The sequence below is a fragment of the Sphingobacterium deserti genome (assembly GCF_000757725.1).
Lineage (GTDB): Bacteria > Bacteroidota > Bacteroidia > Sphingobacteriales > Sphingobacteriaceae > Sphingobacterium > Sphingobacterium deserti.
In genome coordinates this window covers 122,401-143,600 of the sequence record NZ_JJMU01000021.1, presented here as the reverse complement: position 1 = coordinate 143,600, position 21,200 = coordinate 122,401, and the positions used below count along the sequence as shown (strand labels likewise).

Here is a 21,200-nt window from a genome sequence, read left to right as displayed (position 1 = left end):
TCGACTTGTCCTAAATTTACAGCGCGATCAAGGCCAGTTCTTCTGGCTTAAACCCTATAATGCGTTGTTGAACTTCCTCATTGTCTAAAACAAGCACGGTCGGTACTGTGCGAATGCGAAACTTCGCTGCTAAGTCAGGCTGATCAAAAGGATTGATTGTCTCATATGTGATACCTTTGTTATCAAGGTACGCTGACACCTGTGCGCATGGTGCGCAGTCATTTTTTTCAAATTTAATGATTCTTGCCATGTTGTTGTTAAGTTTATGTGCCGGATGCCGAGACATCCTAGAAGTTTAAAACACGAGTCTCAAAAGCAGACTTACATTTTGAGTGAAACAAATATCCACTATTTTATTGGCGGCAGTTAACGATACTTTTCCACATGCGAGACAAAGCAACCTTATAAAGCGCCCTATCTGAACGTTTATTATTATAAAATGCTGGTAGACAGTATGTGCTGTGAATGTTGAAAACTTTAAAATCAAATTTATCGGCAAAAATCCTTCGTAAAAAATGCGTAATATTTTAGATTTTTTTAAAACTGTTTGAGCTATATCTAACCATAGCGTTTCACGTCTTGAAACTGCAATTTTCGACTGCAACATTCTTATTGTAATGGCTGCAAGGGACAAAAAAATGTATACATTCGTAGAAATCTAATTAACATAAGGAATGTTGAGAAATGCTGAGCACATATGCTCCCAGGTTTCAACATCCGGACGGCTATTAAACGATAAAGCGAGCGTAGCGTGCTGAGGAATGAATGATCTATATCTACATTTCCGTGATTGCTACACGCAATATAAGATAACTAGCTTTTGGATAACCCGGTTAGGAATTAAACAACAAACGATCTATATATGAAACCATTTTTTAGTTTTATGTTTCTTCTATGGGGGGCATCATCCTTCGCACAAGAAAACATAACTTATCAAAAACCTACGTCAGAGATTTTGCAGCTTGCCGACTATCAACGTCCCCCCGCTGTCAGTATCAGCCCAGACGAAAACTGGATTGTGCTATCTTATCGCGCAACGTACAAGAGCCTGGACGACCTCAACCAGCCGGAGGTGCGGCTAGGTGGGTTACGGGTTAATCCTGCTACCAATATGAGTAGCGCAACAAACTACGTAAACAATCTGAAAATCAAAAAATTCGGCGCAGCTGAAGAAACGCAAATAAAGGGTTTGCCTAGCGATGCGCGTATAGCTAACATGAGCTTCTCGCCTAATTCTAAAAATTTGGCTTTTACGAATAGTACCGCTGCTGGACTCGAGCTTTGGCTAATCGATATTGCTACGGCTACGGCAAAAAAATTGACAGACGCTGATTTGAACGCCAGTATGGGGAGCCCTATACAATGGTATAAAGATGGTTCGCAACTGTTAATCGCCAAGCTACCTGCAAATCGTGCGCAATGGATAGATAGTAGTAAGGATCTACCGAAAGGGCCAACAGTGTCCACCAGTGATGGTCAGGTATCTCAATTGCGAACCTATCAAGATCTTTTGAAAAATCCGCAGGATGAGACAAATTTCGAAACGTTATCGACATCGGAACTTTACACCGTAAACCTTCAAGGACAGCAGACAAAAATGCTCGATGCAGGTATGTATAGCCAACGTTCGTTCTCGCCGGACGGCAAATATTTACTGGTGTCTACCGTGAAGCGCCCTTTTTCATACGTTGTTCCGTATTACAACTTTCCACAAGAGACGATTGTTTTTGATCTGGCTACAAAAAGCAAGGTGAAGGTAGTGAATGAGACGCCTTTGATCGAAGTGTTACCAAAAGGTTTTTCATCCACCCGCACAGGTAAACGCAACATGTCGTGGCGCACGGATAAGCCAGCAACCTTAGTCTATGTAGAGGCTTTGGATGGTGGCGATGCCTTGAAAAAAGTAGAATGGCGAGATGAACTTTTCGCTTGGGATGCGCCTTTTGATAAAGCTGCAACTTCGCTGATGAAGGTTGCTGATAGGTATGCTGGTGCGCTGTGGGGTGATAATGAACATGCGTTAATTTATACCCAGTGGTATGACACGCGGAACGAGAAGATATTTTTGCTCAATCCCGCCACGAAAAGCTCCAAAGTGATCTCCGAAAGAAATTCGCAAGACGTATACAGTGATCCAGGTAATGTACACACTGTTAAAAATGAGTTCGGTTCGTATGTCATGCTTGTAGAGAAAGGTAAAAGTTATTGGATAGGCGATGGTTTCACCAAAGATGGGCAGTATCCATTTGTTGATGAGCTTGATTTCAATACGTTGAAGAAAAAACGACTTTACAGTTCTAATGTAAAAGGAAAAAAAGAGACGATCTCCCGGATTATCGACCTGAAAAAAAACGAGATCTTAGTGTCTATTCAATCTCCGACAGACTATCCAAACTATTACGTCAAAAACATGAAGACGGGCAAAACGCAAGCTCTTACACAGCTTGAAAATCCGTTTAAAGCGTTGGCAGGTGTACATAAGGAAGTTATTCACTATAAGCGCAAAGATGGGGTGGATCTGTCAGGAACGCTTTATCTTCCTGCTGGCTATGACATGAGCAAAAAGGAAAAGCTTCCCTTATTGATTTGGGCCTATCCTACCGAATACAAGGATAAAGCCACGGCGGGCCAAAATACAGCAAGTCCTTACGAATTCACTTATCCTTCGTACGGTTCCTTTGTCTATTGGGTAACGAAAGGATATGCCGTCTTGGATGATGCCGCTTTCCCAATTATCGGCGAAGGGGAAACAGAGCCAAATGATACGTTTATCGAGCAACTCGTAGCGAATGGTGAAGCAGCTATTGATGCTGTGGATAAACTGGGTTATATAGATCGCACGAAAGTAGGCGTTGGTGGGCACTCTTACGGTGCTTTTATGACGGCGAACTTGTTAACGCATTCCAAACTGTTTGCTGTCGGTATTGCTCGTTCGGGAGCCTACAACAGGACGCTGACACCGTTTGGTTTCCAACGGGAGCAACGTAACTACTGGGACGTGCCTGCAATCTATAACACGATGTCGCCGTTTATGAATGCAGATAAAATGAAAACGCCAATGTTGCTGATTCACGGTGCGGCAGATAACAATCCTGGAACGTTTACTTTACAAACTGAACGCTATTTCCAGGCCTTAAAAAATCTAGGCGCGCCTGTCCGGATGGTACTTCTTCCATTCGAAGCGCATGGATACGCCTCCGAGGAGAATATCCTACATACACTTTGGGAGCAGGATCAATTTCTAGAAAAGTACTTGAAAAATAAATAGACAGAAAAGAAAAACGGGCTTTGCGACTAGCAGAGCCCGTTTTTTTAATTTTATTTTTTGCTTGCTTTCACCTGAAATGGGATGGCATGTTCTCCCCAAGTAAATGTTACGATACCCGCCGGGGTGGCCATGATTGTAAATTGTTCTTGGCTCGTGCTTGTGGAGGTATTAGATACCTCTACACGTAATGCATCTTGGCCTTCATCATACTTTGTACCCCATTGGTTCCATACTTTGTTAAAGATAATGGTCGACTGCTGCTCGCCGGGAATACTGTACAGGCTATACTTTCCCGCAGGCAACGCCTTTCCATCAATAGTTACATTTTTATTGACTTCGAAAGTCGTAGCTTCGTTAGCTCCCATACGCCAAATTTTACCAACTGGGGCAATATCTACTCCTAATTGCCGTCCCTTTAGCGAAGGCTTGCTGTAGTGAATAGCAATGGTAACGCCATCCGCGGTTGTTACCTTTACACTGTCTGGCGGGCTCGGTCTTTTGCTCTTGTCCGTTTGTCCAAACGTGACGAAACTTATCATCGTCAGGAAAATTAAAAATGCTGCTGCTTTCATATCAAAGAATGTTGTTGTTATCTGTTTCTTAAACAACGCAGTAGCTCTATTGTTTTTAGTGAGAAGCGTCTAAATTATGTTAAATTTAATGGTGCAAATCTGTCGGACAACATTTCGTCGTATATTCGTATAAAATAGGCTAATTTAATGACTACATGAAAATAGGTAAATATTTTGTCTTCATGCTTTGCATCGGACTTGCGATGGGGTGTAAGAAGGATCTGGATCCGCCAACCCCTGAACCTGTTGATACCAAAGAGGAACTGATACGCGATAGTATCTATTATTACTATAATTTACAGTCTTTGTGGACGGAATATGTGCCGGACAATAGCGTTCTTAGAACATTCACGGCTAGTTATACTTCGAACGATAATCTGTTGAATGCGCTGAAGGGATTAACGCCTTTTCACGCAGGATATAACGGAAGTATAGACCGCTTTTCTTTTTTGGAAGGAAGTGGGGAAGGCTCTCAGCTAAGCAGCAGCGTTGGGCTGCGGATGGATACGAATGATGGCTATGGCATGTATGTTGGTTGGCGCACAATTTCGGAGACCACAGCCGAGCCTGTTCTGTATTTAGTAGAAGGGGGATCGCCTGCGCAGCGGGCTGGAATAACACGCGGAGCCATATTATTATCGTTAAATGGCGATGAGAATATGACAGCACCTTATGACTGCCCGGGTACTGGTGAGAATAGGCCTTGCTATGTTCGGGGGGCACTTCCTGGGAGAATTGATGCAGCGCTAAATGCACCTAGCATGCGCGCGAGAATGCGTCTGCTAAATGGGGAAGAACATGACTACAACTTGGCAAATGAAACCTATGAGATCAAGCCTATCCTTGCTGATACGGTTTATAGTGGTACAAAAAACATCGGTTATTTGGCCTTTTCTTCTTTTGAAGAGGTGACATCGGCAAATCAAAATTACCAGGATTTCCAGCGGATCTTTCAACGTTTCGAAACAGCTGGTATTAAAGATCTTATTGTGGATATACGCTATAATACTGGAGGCTATGTAAACACAGCACAATATCTGGCCGACAAAATTATATCTGCCACTGGTAATGGAGCGCGGATGTTTACCTATGAGGTGAACGCAAATTTACAACCCTATACTGTAAGGGCAGCGGATGGATATGATTTTAGACCGGTTAATTTCGCTCGAAAGAATAACCTGGAATTGCAAACCGTGTACTTTCTGGTTACAGAGACGACGGCTTCAGCAGCGGAGCTCTTGATCAATGTCTTGAAGCCACATATGAACGTTGTCCTGATTGCGGATGACAACCGTACATTTGGTAAACCTGTTGGCTTTTTCGGGCAGGAAATAATGGGGGGTGAAACCACCCTTTGGGCGGCATCTTTCAAGACGTTAAACAGTAGAGGAGAGACCGATTATTGGGATGGTCTTAACGCCGATGTACCTAATGTTTACAATGATCTCGCTCGCAACTTCGGAGATCCTCGCGAGGGCATGATTGCCCACGCTATTGGACTGTCCAACGGCGTTGGAAGTATGTCTACATTAAATAGGTCGTCGGTTTCCAGAGGGGCGGCATCAACAACTATAACGCGAAGAAAGTTGAATGTTATTAATAAACCGGTCGAAAAGAATCTAATAAAGGAAAAGGAGTAGAGCGGTTTGACGGAATAAAAGCTTCCGAATAAAATGCCCCCGGAAAATTTAAGTTTTTCGGGGGCATGTGTTTTTGCGAGTTCCTAAACCAAATACTCAAAGAGTGTCTGATCCTTATTGATTTCGATAAAATCAAATTTATAGGCTTTCATTCGCTCGATGAAACTGGTATAATCTTTCGGATCATTAAGCTCGATGCCGATCAAGGCCGGGCCTCGCTCACGTTCTGTCTTTTTGATATATTCGAATCGCGTGATATCATCTTTAGGGCCGAGTACTTCCGTAACGAGCAGTCGCAGGGCACCGGGACGCTGCGGGAAGCGTACAATAAAATAATGCTTAAACCCTTCATAAAGCAATGACATCTCTTTGATCTCACTCATCCGGTCAATATCATTATTTCCGCCTGAAACGACACACACGACTTTTTTTCCCTTGATCTCTTCCTTATGAAATTCCAAAGCGGCGATAGACAGGGCACCGGCGGGTTCAGCTACTATTGCATCTTTATTATAAAGTTGCAGAATGGTGGTGCAAATTTTCCCTTCTGGAATAGGTTTGACACTATCCAATAGCTCGCTACTGATTGCGTAAGTCAGCGCGCCGATTTTTTTGACAGCGGCGCCATCCACAAATTTGTTGATCTGCTCCAGCTCAATAGGACCACCATTTTTTAAAGCGGCCAGCATGGATGGCGCTCCTTCAGGTTCAACGCCATATAACTTTACTTGCGGAGCAAATTTCTTCATATGATAGCTTACGCCGGATGAGAGGCCACCACCGCCTATCGGAAGAAAAATAGCATCCAGATCAGGTAGGTCTTCCAAAATTTCTACGGCAACCGTTCCCTGTCCTTCAATAACCTTTATATCATCAAAAGGGGGAATGAAAGTCATGCCGTGCTCTTGGCTATAATCCAATGCTGCCTTTTGACAATCATCAAAGGTATCACCTGTCAGCACAATTTCAATGTTGCCATTTCCCCACATTTCTGTCTGCGTGATTTTTTGACGTGGCGTAGGGCCCGGCATAAAAATTACCCCTTTGATGTTCAGTTTTTTGCAGGAAAGCGCTACACCCTGCGCATGATTGCCCGCGCTGGCACAGGTAACACCTTTGCTTCGCTCTTCTTCGGAAAGACTCACAATTTTGTTATAGGCACCTCGTAATTTATACGATCGCACGACTTGTAGGTCTTCACGCTTTAAGTAGATATCTGCATCGTATTTTTCAGATAGATGTAGGTTATATTGTAATGGTGTGCGATAGACCACCTCTTTGATGCGTTCCGCAGCCTGTTGCGAGTCTATAGTTAGGGTTGAAAGGTCCATTTTAAAAATTAAAAAGTAAAGAGTAAAAATTCAAAAAGGATAAGAGAGAATTCAGAAACATTTACTGATTAGGAAACCCTTACCGATATTGTTTTAGCGCTTTTACTTCATATGACATTATAAGGGCTTGTCCAAAAAAGCTAATCCATGAACGTCAAAATTCGTCATTGCGAGGAAGTATGACGAGGCAATCTGCATTTTGATTTTGTAAGATTGCTTCGTCGTCCCCTCTTCTCACCTTGAACGAAAATTAATCACTTTTTAGACAGCTTATATAATTTTCGTTTACGACTGCATTAATGCATTTAAATCCTCATCACATAGATCTTTTTTAGCATCGGCAATGACCAAAAACTTTTCATAGATCGCTGCAAGCTCGTCTTTATCGACTTGATACCCTAGTCGCTCTAAATGGTGTTTCAAGGCATGGCGTCCGGAGCGGGCAGTTAAAATAATACCGGCTTCGTCCAAGCCTACATCCTCTGGACGAATAATTTCGTAGTTTTCCCGGTGCTTTAAGAACCCGTCTTGGTGAATTCCGGAGCTGTGTGCAAAGGCATTTTTTCCAACGATGGCTTTGTTCGGTTGTACTGGCATACGCATCATGGAGCTTACTTTTTGCGAGATAGTCGTAAACAGTTTGCTGTTGATGTTGGATGAGAGCCCTGGGAACTGTTGCTGATGGACTTTTAGGATCATAGCCACTTCTTCCAACGATGTGTTGCCCGCGCGTTCGCCAATCCCGTTGATCGTACACTCTACTTGGCGCGCACCATTTTGAACAGCAGCTATGGAGTTGGCTGTTGCCAAGCCCAAGTCGTTATGGCAATGTGCTGAAATAATAGCTTGATCGATATTGCGGACATGTTCCTTAAGATAGGCGATCTTCGCGCCATATTGGTCAGGCATGCAATAACCATTTGTGTCTGGAATATTGACTACAGTAGCACCTGCAGCAATTACGGCTTCGACCATCTGTGCAAGGTAGGCTAAATCAGCCCGGCCCGCGTCTTCCGCGTAGAACTCTATATCTTCTACATACGATTTCGCATGTTTGACGGCCGCAACTGCGCGTTCTAGGATTTCCTCACGAGTGGAGTTGAATTTATATTTGATGTGCATGTCTGATGCGCCAATCCCGGTGTGTATACGCGGACGTTTTGCAAACTTCAGCGCATCAGCGGCAACATCAATATCGTTTTTATGCGCACGGGTAAGTGCGCAGATGATTACATTTTCTACAGCCTTTGAAAGTTCGACAACAGATTGAAAGTCGCCAGGGCTGGACACCGGAAACCCGGCTTCAATAATATCTACACCAAGTGATTCCAGATCTTTCGCTATCTCGATTTTTTCCGGTGTGGTTAACTGACATCCTGGTACTTGTTCGCCATCACGAAGCGTGGTGTCGAAAATATATAAGTGATTCGGATCGTGTAGCATAACTGTTAAAAATTAAAAAGTTAAAATTAAAAATTAAAAAGTCAAAAGTGATAAGTTAGAAGTGACAAGTCAAAATTTAAAATTTAAAAGTGATAAGTCAAAAGTGATAAGTTAAAAGTAACAAGTCAAAAGTTAAAATTCAAAATTATTATGTCGAAAGTTAAAATTGACAAGTTAAAATCTCATTAAAGTAACAAATCAATTGTTGAATATGACTTACATAGTTTTTATCGTATTATTTTTTAAAAAAAGACAGCACTTTCGCACCCATCTCATTTGTCCCTAAGATCTTATCTGCTGCTGTTTCGGCATTTGCAATGTCGCCTGTTCTCCAGCCGGCTTTCAATGTTTCGGCTACGGCATTCGTTACAGCTTTTGCTTCATCCTGTAATCCGAATGCGATATCCAGCATTAACGCTACAGATAAGATAGAGGCTAATGGATTTGCTTTATTCTGTCCGGCAATATCATGCGCAGAACCGTGAATAGGCTCAAAAAATCCTGTGCCATCACCTATAGACGCCGAAGCGAGCATACCCATTGATCCGGCAATTTGCGAAGCCTCATCAGTAAGGATATCACCGAAAAGATTGGCGGTAAGGACAACATCAAACTTTTTAGGGTTCTTCACCAATTGCATCGCTGCATTGTCGATAAACATGTGCTCGGTTTCTACATCTGGGTATTCTTTTGCGATCTCTTGCACAACTTCGCGCCATAGTCTTGATGTTTCTAGTACGTTTGCTTTGTCTACCGAGCACAGCCGCTTATTACGTGTGCGCGCAGCATCATACGCTTTACGCGTAATGCGCTCTACCTCGTAGCGGTGATAGTTCATCAAGTCGGAAGCAAACGTATTGTCTTCATTCCGGTTTTTCTCGCCGAAATATACATCACCTGTTAGTTCCCTGAAGAATAAAATATCTGTTCCACGTAGCACCTCTGGTTTTAAGCTGGATGCATCCAAAAGCTCGTCGAAAAGAAGGATAGGTCTTAAATTTGCATATAAACCCAACTCTTTACGTATTTTTAATAAACCTTGCTCGGGGCGTACCTTTGCAGATGGATCATTGTCGTATTTCGCGTGGCCAATCGCACCGAAAAGAATGGCATCCGAAGCTTTTGCTTTTTCTAGGGTTTCATCAGGCAATGGATTCCCAGTAGCCTCAATCGCGGTGTGTCCCATGATCGCCTCATCAAAGCTAAATTCATGGCCATACGCCTGTGCTACCGTCTCTAAAACCTGCTTGCCCCATGTGGTGACTTCCTGTCCGATGCCATCGCCCGGTATAATTAAAATGTTTTTCTTCATCTTGTTTACTTGAAAAGTAAAACCGCCGTGGCGTTTGCAGGATATAACCTGCTCTTTTACTTTACCTATTATATTTACTTCGTTTTCTAATTCTTAAACTAATCGCAGTGCTTTCAGCGCCAGTAATTAACCTGCTATGCTGTTTTTCTCCCGTCGTTCGGAAATTACCACTTCGCCTTTTTCCAGTACCAATCTATTATCCAGGCAGGCAGGAAGCTGCGACTCATAATGTCCAACATAGATTAGCGTTTTCCCATAGCCGCTGAGCTCGTCCAACACCGCGTTGAAATGTGCGGTTTGCGACCTGTCTAAACCTTGGCAGGGCTCATCCAAAATCAAAAGCTGTGGGTTTTTTATAATCGTTCGCGCTAGAAGAGCCAAACGCTGTTTTCCTAACGGCAAGGTGTGTAATAGCTTATCTTTATCCTGTAGCAGATCGAAAAAATCCAATAGCTGTTCTATCTGTTTCTTCTCCTCGTACTTAACTTGTATAAACCATCCGACGCTGTCATAAAAGCCGGATGCTATGGCATGCCATACCGTTGCATTTTTGTCAAAATACCAATGCAGTTCCGGCGAGATAATGCCTATTTTTTGTTTGATGTCCCAGATGCTTTCTCCCGAGCCTCGCTTTTTACCAAATAGGAAGATATCGGTGGCGTATGCCTGTGGATGATCTCCATTTAACAAACTAAGCAAAGTGGATTTGCCAGAACCATTTGGTCCTTGCAGCAGCCACTTTTCACCGGCTTTTACCTGCCAACTAATGTTCTTTAGGACTTCTTTTTCACCATAGCGAACCGATACGTTACGCAGTTCAACCATGGTATCATGATCCACGAGCGGCGCTTGCTGCAGAAAGTAGGGGAAGGGTTTTCGTTGCCTTTGCTCATCTTGTTTAATTTCGTCCAAGTGTGATACGGCATGAAGCTGCCCGTTTTCGATATGTGCAAAACGGTTTATAGCATCGGGAATGTTACGGTCGTTGCTAATGAGGACAAGTGTGGTTCCTGCATTGGCCATATCATCCAATAGGCTATTAAAATTTTCACGGGAGCGTTTGTCTAGACCGGTATAAGGCTCGTCCAAGATAAGCAGCTGGGGCCGTAGCCACAGAGCTTGCACCAGTTGCAGCTTCTTGTGTTCGCCACTGGAAAGCTCAATAAGTTGCGTCTCACGGCAATTTCCAAACCCCAATGCTTCTAGAATGGGTTCTGCATCTCGGAAGTCTAGCTGTTGTTTTTTGCCGAAGTGGATCAAGTCGGCGTAAACGGTCAATGTATCGTTTCGTTGCTGCTTATTGTAGCGTTGCTGGTAGTAAAAATTTCGATCGCCCTCGAGGTTTGCAAATTGATACCAGTTCGCAACATAGTATGCTTGTGCGAGCATGGGATTACTTTGATCAAAGCGGAAGATAATTTCCCCTGACGCTTTCTCCTGCTTCACCATCGCTTTGGCCAATGAAGATTTGCCGCTGCCACTTTTGCCGCCGATAATCCAATGCTCACCCGGATATATACGCCAGTTAAGATCGCACAGCACGGTTGTTCCGGCATATTGCAGATTCAAATTGGCGATATGGACGATGGGGTTTGCCATTATCTATTTTTTTCGAATTCTTCGATTTGATTCTTGTGGCTTAAGATAAAATCAATATCATCATACCCATTGATGAGGCAAGACTTTTTATACGCATTTATCTCAAAGGAATAATTCTCTCCTGTTTCGTCTATACTTACCATTTGCGTTTCCAAATTCACAGAAACGGTACTTGTCGGATTTGCAAATACGACCGTGAAGATTCGCTGTAAAAATTCTTCAGGCACTTGAATGGGTAGTACACCGTTATTCAGCGCATTTCCTTTGAAGATATCAGCAAAGAAGGAGCTGATGACTACATCGAATCCGTAATCTTGGATAGCCCAAGCGGCGTGTTCGCGACTCGATCCGCAGCCGAAATTCTTTCCAGCTACTAAAATCTTACCCGAGAACGTAGAATTATTCATCACAAAATCCGCTTTGGGATGGTTATCGCTATCAAATCTCCAGTCGCGGAATAAATTATCACCAAAGCCCTCCCGTGTTGTTGCCTTCAGGAAACGTGCAGGAATGATCTGGTCTGTATCTATATTCTCAATCGGTAATGGCACCACTTGAGACGTTAATTTTTCAAATTTTTTCATTTAGAAAATTTAAAAGTCAAAATTAAAAAGTAAAAAAAGTGATAAGTCGAAAAATTAAAAAAAGTGAGAATAGCACACTTGATGCTATCTTCTCATCTTTTAAATTAACTGTCTGATATCAACAATCTTACCTGTCACGGCGGCGGCGGCAGCAGTCAATGGACTGGCTAGCATGGTGCGCGCATTTGGACCTTGACGGCCTTCGAAATTTCTATTCGATGTAGACACGCAGTATTTACCGGCTGGGATTTTGTCTTCATTCATGCCCAAGCACGCTGAACAACCTGGTTCGCGCAGTGCGAAGCCTGCTTGCTCGAAGATTTTATCAATTCCTTCTTCTTTGGCTTGTGCCTCTACCTGTTTCGAGCCTGGTACAATCCACACCTCTACGTTTTCTGCCTTTTGTCTACCTTGTACAAAGGCAGCAACTTCTCTTAGATCTTCTATACGAGAGTTGGTACAGCTACCAATAAAAACGTAATCGACGTTTTTACCAAGTACAGACTCGCCGTCCTCAAAGCCCATGTAATCGATTGCTTTTTGGTAAGATGGGCGTTCGCTTTCCGGTTGTGAAGTTGTTGTCGGAATATGTTCTGTAATACCGATGCCCATTCCCGGGTTTGTGCCGTAGGTAATCATCGGCTGTATGTCTGCCGCATCATATTCGAGAACGGCGTCAAACGCCGCGTCTTCGTCGGAGTATAACGTTTTCCAATACGCCAATGCTTTATCCCAGTCTTCTCCTTTAGGCGCAAACTCGCGGCCTTCCATATAGTCAAACGTCGTTTGATCTGGAGCGATAAGTCCACCACGGGCACCCATTTCTATACTCATGTTACAGATGGTCATGCGACCTTCCATGCTTAGTGCGCGAATAGCAGAGCCGGCATACTCCACAAAGTACCCAGTCCCTCCAGCTGCGGATATTTTAGAAATAATGTAGAGGATGATATCTTTTGCGCCAACCCCTGCTGCAAGTGCACCGTTTACCTCAATCTTCATGGTTTTCGGCTTTTGTTGCAATAAGCATTGCGTGGCAAAGACCTGTTCAACCTGTGATGTTCCGATACCGAAAGCAATAGCTCCGAAAGCGCCGTGCGTAGATGTGTGGCTGTCGCCACAGACCATCGTTTTTCCGGGCTGGGTGATACCCAGTTCCGGCCCGATAACATGCACAATGCCTTGGTAAGGATGTCCCAAACCATATAGCTCCACCCCAAATTCCGCGGTGTTTCTCGTTAGCATATCCACTTGATAGCGCGACAACTCTTCCTTGATCGGAAGATGCTGGTTGAGCGTAGGCACGTTGTGATCCGCTGTTGCGACCGTCTGCGACGGACGTAATACCGGCAAACCACGCTTCCGTAAGCCATCAAAGGCCTGCGGGGAGGTTACTTCGTGGATAAGGTGTGTGTCGATGTACAGGATGTCGGGGAAGCCCTCTTCACGCTTCACAACGTGTGCATCCCAAATCTTCTCTACTAATGTTTTTCCCATTTTCTCTTTCTCTATTATTGCTGAAAAGTATTATTTTAAATAAGAAAGTCCATTTGGCTGTCTTTCCTGCTTCCTGATTCAGCTCTTTCAGGAAGGCTTTTATTTATGAGGAGTGTCTTGTATAGTAGTGTGAAATATGAACGTCATTGCGAGAAGGAGGAACGACGACGAAGCAATCTTACGTTTATTAAAATGCAGATTGCTTCGTCATGCTTCCTCGCAATGACGCATTTTCGGCTTCCATTACCCTTTTCAACAACCCCTTTTTGGTCGTCTAAATTACGAAAAATTAAGCAGTTTTAATGGCTTTCATTGCCGTCATCGCTTTACGTAGCTTCACCCCAACAATCTCTACGGGATGGCTGCGTAAAATTTCGTTTACCTGCACCAATTGTACATTGTCTACCGATCCATCTTTACCTTCGTTGAAGTTTTTGCCCACTAAATCTGTATCCACTTTTTTCATGAAGTCGGCCAACAACGGCTTACAAGCTTGATCAAATAAGTAGCAGCCGTATTCTGCTGTATCAGAAATCACTCGGTTCATTTCGAATAGTTTCTTACGAGCGATGGTATTGGCGATCAACGGCGTTTCGTGCAGGGACTCGTAGTAAGCAGATTCTGGTTTGATGCCTGCTTCTACCATCGTTTCGAAAGCTAACTCTACACCAGCTCTTACGAAAGCCACCATTAGAAGATAGTTATCGAAGTATTCTTGATCACCAATCTTCACATCGCCAGCTGGCGTTTTTTCAAAGGCTGTTTCTCCCGTTTCTGCTCTCCATTTCAATAGGTTTACATCGCCGTTTGCCCAGTCTTCCATCATGGTTTTGCTGAACTCACCCGACATAATATCATCCTGGTGTTTTTGGAATAGCGGGCGCATGATATCTTTTAATTCCTCGGAGATTTGGAACGCTTTGATTTTTGCAGGGTTTGATAAACGATCAAGCATACCGCTTACACCACCGTGTTTTAAGGCTTCCGTGATTACCTCTACACCATATTGTACCAGTTTTGAAGCATAGCCAGCATCAATTCCTTTCTCCACCATTTTATCAAATGATAGGATTGAACCAGTCTGCAACAACCCACAAAGGATCGTTTGCTCGCCCATTAAATCCGATTTTACTTCCGCGACGAATGACGATTTCAATACACCGGCATGGTGCCCGCCTGTTCCTACACAATAGGCTTTTGCATATGGCCATCCTTTTCCTTCCGGATCGTTTTCTGGGTGTACAGCGATTAAGGTCGGTACACCAAATCCTCTTAAATATTCCGCACGAACTTCCGATCCTGGACATTTAGGAGCTACCATCAAAACGGTGATATCCTTACGGATTTGCATACCTTCTTCAACGATGTTGAAACCGTGAGAATAAGAAAGCGCAGCACCTTGTTTCATTAAAGGCATGACAGCATTAATTACGGCGGTGTGTTGTTTATCTGGTGTCAAATTGATCACAAGATCTGCCGTAGGGATCAATTCATCGTATGTGCCAACAGTAAAGTTATTATCTGTCGCATTCTTCCAAGAATCTCTTTTTTGTTCAATAGCTTCTTTACGTAGCGCGTAGGAAATATCCAGTCCGCTATCTCTCAAGTTTAAACCTTGGTTCAAGCCTTGTGCACCAGCACCTACAATTACGATTTTTTTACCTTTTAAAGCGTTTACGCCATCTGCGAATTCTGCGGTTTCCATAAATTCTGCATGACTCAACTGTTCTAGTTGTTCTCTAAGCGGTAATGTGTTGAAATAATTTGCCATTGTTTTAGTATTAATTTTTTTGTTTTTGGAGGTTGATTACTGATTGTTTAATGAACGACGTTGTGCTAATGCATAACCGAAATGAAGGTTGTCATGTCCGACCGTGGTGATTAGCACTTCTTCAATACTGTTGAGACTAGTCTTATACGTGGATGTTTCAAACGGTGTGATCGCGTTGAAAACGCCTTTATCATAATCCGCATGAATGTGTTGGATGGTCGATAATGCAAGAGCCCGTAGGTCTGCAATTTCCTCGGCATCTACTATATACGTAGGCTTCGTGCCTTTGGCGTAAGCTGATAGATATTTGATGAAGGACGTATCAGATTTGATGCCTGTACGTGCGTAGCAAAGGCCTTGCGTGCTTACCACAATATGTCCAAAGTTCCAGATGATGTTATTATTGAATCCTTCTGGTATTTGATTAAGCTGTTCCACTGATAAGCTATCGATCAATTCGATAAAGGCTTGACGCGCGTCTATGATGAAATTAAAAACGTTGTCCATGTCCTATTACATTGTAAAAACGTTATCGCCTTGGTCTAAAAACTCGTTTTCAACGACCTCTGGAGCCGGTTCTTCGCGTTCGAACTGCTTAAGCTTAGAATGGAATCCAGCGCTGTCTTTGATAATGGCGATGCGCGCGCCACGAACAAATTCGATCAGCCGGTACTTAGTCAATTCAGCCGTTAGCTTATCAATTTCTTCGCGATGCCCTGCTGTTTCAAAAACAGTGTAATCGTTACGGATTACCACAGCGGAGGCACCGTACTCGCGCAACAAACGCTCTACCGGAGCTTTTTCTGCGATAATATCTGTCGGCACTTTATACAATGCCTGTTCCTGCCAGATTAGCTCTTCGTCTGTATTGTAATATGCTTTAAGCACCTCGACTTGTTTTTCGATTTGCCTACACAGTTTACGCACCACTTCTTCCGATTCCGTGATCAAAATAGTGAAACGATGTATATTTTCAACCTCGGAAGGCGATGTGTTTAGGCTCTCAATGTTGATTTTCCGTCTGGAAAAAATACCCGAGATACGCCCTATCATACCGATAGAGTTTTCTGTGTATAAGGTGATGGTATATTCTTGTTTTTCCATTTTTTAAAAATTTAAAATTCAAAATTAAAAAGTCAAAAAGAAGCTGAAGTTTACAAGGTTGAAGCGGCTTTGTTCTTCAAAATAATCGTCGCCAAAATCTTTGTTATTTCTTCCATTTCCTCGATCAATTCATCAACTTTTTTTTCCTGAACTTCTAACGTGTCCTTTATCAAACTCAGCCAATACGTCGCTTCGTTGGCAGATTTCAAGGCGATGATGTGAAATTTTAGGAAGTCGTTTCTAGATGAACCCGATTTGCCTTCAGCAACATTTGCGCCTACCGAAGTGGCACTTCGAACAAGTTGATCAAAAAGAGACATGAAAACCCGTTCAATCTTAACCGTTTTTACAAAGAAAATGACCTCTTTAGCGAATAAAAATGTTCGCTCTTTAATATCAAATACTTTGTTATCACCAGTTGCCATCTCCTTGTTTTTACTTATCTCTTTCGATTTATCCCTTTTAACTTTTTAATTTTGACTTATCACTTTTTTTGCCTTTTTACTTTAGTCTTATCTCCGATACGCTTGTCCCTTGTGCAACCATCGGGAAAACGTTGTTTTCTTTTCCGACCATTACCTCGAGTAGATAAGCACCGTCATGATCTAGCATTGTTTTTACGGCAGTCTGTAGATCTTTACGTTCGGAGATTTTGTTGCCTTCGATATAATAGCCTTTGGCTACGGCTACAAAGTCTGGGCTTGTGATGTTGACAAATGAATAGCGTTTGTCGTGAAACAATTGCTGCCATTGCCTTACCATTCCCAAAAATTCATTGTTCAGAATTAAGATTTTCACCTTTGCACCGAATTGCATGATGGTACCGAGCTCTTGAATGGTCATTTGTATCCCGCCGTCGCCGATAATGGCTACGACGTCGCGGTGAGGAGCACCATACCAAGCGCCGATAGCTGCAGGCAAACCAAATCCCATCGTGCCTAAGCCGCCTGAGGTCACATTAGATTTCGAGTTGTTAAATTGTGCATACCGACAAGCGACCATCTGGTGTTGGCCTACATCGGTAACAATAATAGCGTCACCGCCGCTCAATTCATTCAATACACGAACGACTTCGCCCATCGTCATCACATCCGAGGTTGGGTTCAACTCATTGTGGATGACTTCTTTAATTTCCTCCTTTTCCAGCTCGCGAAACTGTGCTAACCATGCGCTATGATCATTTTCTTGCAGCAGTTCTGTTAGTAAAGGGAGCGTCTCTTTACAGTCGCCCCATACCGGAACTGTTGCTTTTACGTTTTTATCGATTTCAGCTGGGTCTATATCCAAGTGAACAACTTTCGCCTGTTTCGCATATTTATCCAATCGGCCGGTAACGCGGTCGTCGAAACGCATACCGATAGCAATCAATACGTCACATTCGTTAGTCATCACGTTGGGCGCATAATTACCATGCATACCGAGCATACCCACGTGTTGCGGATGATTCGTTTCTAACGCGCTTAACCCCATAACGGTTGTTGCTGCTGGGAAACCGCCTTTCTCAATAAAGTTTTTAAGATCCTGCTCAGCTCGTCCTAAAATAATTCCCTGTCCAAAAATGACAAACGGTTTTTTCGCTTGGTTGATCAGTTCAGCCGCCTGCGCTATATACTCTTGGCGAACAATCGGTTTTGGTCGATAGCTGCGAATATGGTCGCATTTTGTGTAACCTTCATATTCGAAGAGTTGTAACTGTGCACTTTTCGTAATATCGATTAATACAGGCCCCGGTCTACCGGTTTGCGCGATGTGGAAGGCCTTCGCCAGTACACTTGGAATTTCCGTAGCATCCGTTACCTGATAGTTCCATTTGGTAACAGGTGTCGTGATGTTAATGATATCTGTCTCCTGAAAGGCATCGGTACCGAGCAATGAAGCGAATACCTGGCCGGTGACGCAGACGATAGGGTTGCTATCGATCATGGCATCGGCAAGGCCGGTGACCAGGTTTGTTGCGCCCGGGCCGCTCGTTGCGAAAGCCACGCCGACGCGTCCAGAAGTACGGGCATAGCCTTGCGCCGCGTGGATTCCTCCTTGCTCATGACGGACTAGAATATGCGTCAGTTTTTCGTTGTAATCGTACAACGCATCGTAAATTGGCATAATAGCACCACCCGGATAACCAAATATGGTATCTACGCCCTCGTGGATTAAAGCTTCTAAGACCGCTTGCGAACCACTTAATGTTGTCTGCTCTGCCGTCTGCTCCTCAAGCTTTACTTCCATTTTTTCCAGTGTACTCATGTTTTTCAAGTCAAAAGTCAAAAGTAAAATGTCAACATATTGGTTGACGTCCTACCTTTTTAATTTCTAAATTTTCCCTTTTAATTCTCTATTGATCGGTCACGCAGCCTTCCGAAGCATCTGCTACGGTTTTTGCATATTTATAAAGCACGCCTTTGCTAACCTTTAATGCGGGCTGCATCCATTTGGCTCGTCGCTCTGCAACGATAGCATCGCTTACATCAAGGTGAAGGGAGTTGTTCACGGCGTCGATCTCAATGATGTCGTTATCCTCTACCAAACCGATTAAGCCGCCTGAATATGCTTCTGGCGTGATGTGCCCCACCACAAACCCGTGTGTTCCACCTGAGAAGCGCCCATCTGTAATAAGTGCAACGGAGTTTCCTAAACCGGCGCCGATAATTAGGGAAGTCGGTTTCAACATTTCCGGCATGCCCGGCGCCCCTTTGGGCCCGGAGTTTTTGATTACCACGACATCTCCAGGTTTTATACGTCCGGTTGCGACACCTTCAACGAGCTCGTGCTCGCCATCAAATACACGCGCCGGACCTGTGAATTTCTCGCCTTCTTTTCCAGAGATCTTAGCGACCGATCCTTTCTCTGCCAAGTTTCCGTACAAGATCTGTAAGTGGCCCGTTGCTTTGATCGGGTTGCTCAAAGGCTTTACGATCGGTTGATTGTAGCCGATAATCGATTTAACGTCTGCTAAGTTTTCTGCAACAGTTTTGCCCGTTACAGTCATACAGTCACCGTGTAATAAGCCTTCATCCAATAGATATCTCATTACCGCCGGTGTTCCACCATATTGGTGCAAATCTTGCATCAAATATTTGCCAGAAGGTTTAAAGTCGGCCAATACTGGCGTTACATCCGACATCCGTTGGAAATCGTCCTGCGAGATGTCTACACCGACAGACTTTCCTATCGCGATGAAGTGTAGCACAGCATTCGTACTTCCGCCCAAGATCACGATGGCACGTAGCGCATTTTCGAATGCTTTGCGCGTCATGATGTCGCTAGGTTTTATATCTTTTTCTAATAATACGCGGATGTACTTCCCAGCTTCTAGACATTCTGTTTTTTTATCTTCTGATTCGGCAGGGTTTGAAGAAGAATAAGGCAAGCTCATGCCTAACGCTTCAATAGCCGCTGCCATCGTATTCGCGGTGTACATACCGCCACATGCGCCTGCGCCAGGGCAAGTGTGTTTGATAATGCCTTCGTAATCTTCGTCTGAAAGATTTCCGCAAAGACGTTGGCCCAATGCCTCAAAGGCCGAAACAATGTTCAGCTCTTGTCCTTTGTAGTGGCCTGGAGCGATCGTTCCACCATAGACCATAATCGCTGGCCTGTCTAGTCTGCCCATAGCCATAACTGCGCCTGGCATATTTTTATCACAGCCTGGGATGGCAATAAGCCCATCGTAGTATTGTCCGCCACAAATGGTTTCAATACTATCTGCAATCACATCTCTGGATACCAATGAATAGCGCATACCATCTGTCCCGTTGCTCATCCCATCGCTGACACCGATGGTGCCAAAGGTGAGCCCCACAAGGTTATTGTCCCAAACACCTTTCTTCACCACCTTTGCAAGATCATTCAGGTGCATGTTGCAGGTATTCCCATCATAGCCCATGCTCGCAATGCCCACTTGCGCCTTATCCATATCGGCATCCGTAAGCCCGATACCATACAACATGGCTTTGGCAGCGGGCTGGGTTTCATCTTGTGTAAAGATGCGGCTGTATTTATTTAATGCTGTTTCCTGGTCAGATGATGACTTCATAATTCTCTTCTTCTAAAACTAATTTTTTGTATTTCCGTTGGATAGATGCACCGATGGTATGTTCCCAGTCCTCTTTGTATACAATGCCGTCAACCTCTTTGATGCCGATGATTTCTGATGCCGTTCCGCAAAGGAAAGCACTATCTGCGGATAAGATATCCGCTACGGTAAGCTTTTTCTCAACGATATCAATATTTAGCTCTTTGCAGAGCGCAATCACAGTTTGGCGTGTAATACCTGGAAACACATTACCCAAGGGTGGTGTGTATAATTTAAAATCTTTCTCTATAAATAGATTCTCACTCGATGCCTGCGCGATATACCCCTCTTGATCACGTAGTAGCGCTTCGTCAAAGCCTCTTTTTATGGCGTCGCTGGTGGCTAATATCGAACTCACGTATTGTCCAGAGACTTTCGCATCAACAGGCAGGGACTTTGGATTTGGACGCTCTACATCAGAGATACAGACGCGGAGTAGGTTTTGTCCGAGATATGGTCCCCATTCCCATGCTGCTATCATGATATTTGATGAGCTGGCCGCGGTGAGATGCATATTCGGTCCAGAAAAAACCAGTGGCCTTATGTAGGCTGCCCGTAAGTTGTTCTTGCTTAGCAGTTCATACGTACTTGTGATTAGTGCCGGCGTATCCCATTGATAGGGAAGGTTAATCGCGTCGCACGATTTTTTTAATCGGTCAAAATGTTCTTCTGCTTTAAAGATGCGTATGCCATGATGCGTGCTATAAGCGCGCAATCCTTCAAATGCGGCATAGCCGTAATGAAGAGATTGACCGAAGAAATCTGCGCCAGCTTCTGCCGCTTTCACAAAATCTCCATTCAAATGGATGTACGTTTCCCGACTGTAATATTGCATGATGGTGTTGCTTATATCTGCTGTCAAAATCTGTTACTTCCCCTAGATATTATGCAGATGAATTTCACTTTTGTTAAGTTAGTTCTAATCAAAATTCTTTACAATAGTAAAAGTGGATATTTTTAAAAAGTTTAATATTCTACAATTCCTTTTTGTAAAGCTTTTTATTCTT

The 21,200-nt window shown here is 43.7% G+C and carries 17 protein-coding genes; 2 read left to right on the top strand and 15 right to left on the bottom strand.

All coding sequences use genetic code 11. The features are described 5' to 3' along the window. Positions 1–16 precede the first annotated feature (16 nt). On the bottom strand, positions 17–250 hold the full coding sequence (locus DI53_RS06130; protein ID WP_037496841.1) for a thioredoxin family protein: 234 nt from the start codon (positions 248–250) through the stop codon (positions 17–19). Between the two features lie 612 nt (positions 251–862). Between DI53_RS06130 and DI53_RS06120 the strand changes: the two genes are divergently transcribed. Continuing rightward, positions 863–3,268, top strand: coding sequence for an alpha/beta hydrolase family protein (locus DI53_RS06120; protein ID WP_037496671.1), 2,406 nt, complete (start codon positions 863–865; stop codon positions 3,266–3,268). Between the two features lie 50 nt (positions 3,269–3,318). On the opposite strand, the gene DI53_RS06115 is transcribed toward DI53_RS06120, so the two are convergent. Then, entirely contained in the window at positions 3,319–3,840 is a 522-nt protein-coding gene (locus tag DI53_RS06115) for a DUF2911 domain-containing protein (RefSeq protein ID WP_037496669.1), read from the bottom strand. A gap of 155 nt (positions 3,841–3,995) precedes the next feature. On the opposite strand from DI53_RS06115, the gene DI53_RS06110 reads away from it, so the two are divergent. Beyond that, the gene (locus DI53_RS06110; RefSeq protein ID WP_081939398.1) at positions 3,996–5,480 is read left to right on the top strand and encodes a S41 family peptidase; all 1,485 of its coding nucleotides are present in this window, start codon (positions 3,996–3,998) and stop codon (positions 5,478–5,480) included. Between the two features lie 83 nt (positions 5,481–5,563). On the opposite strand, the gene ilvA is transcribed toward DI53_RS06110, so the two are convergent. The 13 genes from ilvA to ilvE form a co-directional block, all read right to left on the bottom strand. Continuing rightward, entirely contained in the window at positions 5,564–6,811 is a 1,248-nt protein-coding gene (gene ilvA / locus DI53_RS06105; RefSeq protein WP_037496663.1) for a threonine ammonia-lyase IlvA, read from the bottom strand. Between the two features lie 285 nt (positions 6,812–7,096). Then, a complete protein-coding gene (locus DI53_RS06100; protein ID WP_081939397.1) occupies positions 7,097–8,254 on the bottom strand; it encodes a 2-isopropylmalate synthase in 1,158 nt (385 codons plus the stop codon). A gap of 235 nt (positions 8,255–8,489) precedes the next feature. Next, positions 8,490–9,566 carry a 3-isopropylmalate dehydrogenase gene (gene leuB, locus DI53_RS06095; protein WP_037496660.1) on the bottom strand — a complete coding sequence of 359 codons (1,077 nt, stop codon included), beginning with the start codon at positions 9,564–9,566 and terminating at the stop codon, positions 8,490–8,492. Between the two features lie 126 nt (positions 9,567–9,692). Next, positions 9,693–11,165 (bottom strand): ATP-binding cassette domain-containing protein, encoded by a 1,473-nt coding sequence (locus tag DI53_RS06090; protein WP_193790635.1) that lies wholly within the window; start codon positions 11,163–11,165, stop codon positions 9,693–9,695. After that, positions 11,165–11,749 (bottom strand): 3-isopropylmalate dehydratase small subunit, encoded by a 585-nt coding sequence (leuD, locus tag DI53_RS06085; protein ID WP_037496654.1) that lies wholly within the window; start codon positions 11,747–11,749, stop codon positions 11,165–11,167. The genes DI53_RS06090 and leuD overlap by 1 nt, the downstream gene beginning before the upstream one ends. A 99-nt stretch (positions 11,750–11,848) precedes the next feature. Then, positions 11,849–13,246 carry a 3-isopropylmalate dehydratase large subunit gene (gene leuC, locus DI53_RS06080; RefSeq protein ID WP_037496652.1) on the bottom strand — a complete coding sequence of 466 codons (1,398 nt, stop codon included), beginning with the start codon at positions 13,244–13,246 and terminating at the stop codon, positions 11,849–11,851. 289 nt (positions 13,247–13,535) lie between these two features. Continuing rightward, a complete protein-coding gene (ilvC, locus tag DI53_RS06075) occupies positions 13,536–15,017 on the bottom strand; it encodes a ketol-acid reductoisomerase (RefSeq protein ID WP_037496649.1) in 1,482 nt (493 codons plus the stop codon). Between the two features lie 36 nt (positions 15,018–15,053). Beyond that, positions 15,054–15,524 carry a DinB family protein gene (locus DI53_RS06070; protein ID WP_037496646.1) on the bottom strand — a complete coding sequence of 157 codons (471 nt, stop codon included), beginning with the start codon at positions 15,522–15,524 and terminating at the stop codon, positions 15,054–15,056. 6 nt (positions 15,525–15,530) lie between these two features. Then, entirely contained in the window at positions 15,531–16,121 is a 591-nt protein-coding gene (gene ilvN / locus DI53_RS06065; RefSeq protein ID WP_037496643.1) for an acetolactate synthase small subunit, read from the bottom strand. Between the two features lie 50 nt (positions 16,122–16,171). Continuing rightward, positions 16,172–16,546, bottom strand: a complete 375-nt coding sequence (locus DI53_RS06060; RefSeq protein WP_037496641.1) for a four helix bundle protein — start codon at positions 16,544–16,546, stop codon at positions 16,172–16,174. Between the two features lie 76 nt (positions 16,547–16,622). Then, a complete protein-coding gene (ilvB, locus tag DI53_RS06055) occupies positions 16,623–18,365 on the bottom strand; it encodes a biosynthetic-type acetolactate synthase large subunit (protein ID WP_037496639.1) in 1,743 nt (580 codons plus the stop codon). A gap of 88 nt (positions 18,366–18,453) precedes the next feature. Further along, the gene (ilvD, locus tag DI53_RS06050; RefSeq protein ID WP_037496637.1) at positions 18,454–20,154 is read right to left on the bottom strand and encodes a dihydroxy-acid dehydratase; all 1,701 of its coding nucleotides are present in this window, start codon (positions 20,152–20,154) and stop codon (positions 18,454–18,456) included. Beyond that, entirely contained in the window at positions 20,138–21,028 is an 891-nt protein-coding gene (ilvE, locus tag DI53_RS06045; protein WP_037496634.1) for a branched-chain-amino-acid transaminase, read from the bottom strand. The genes ilvD and ilvE overlap by 17 nt, the downstream gene beginning before the upstream one ends. Between the last annotated feature and the right edge of the window lie 172 nt (positions 21,029–21,200).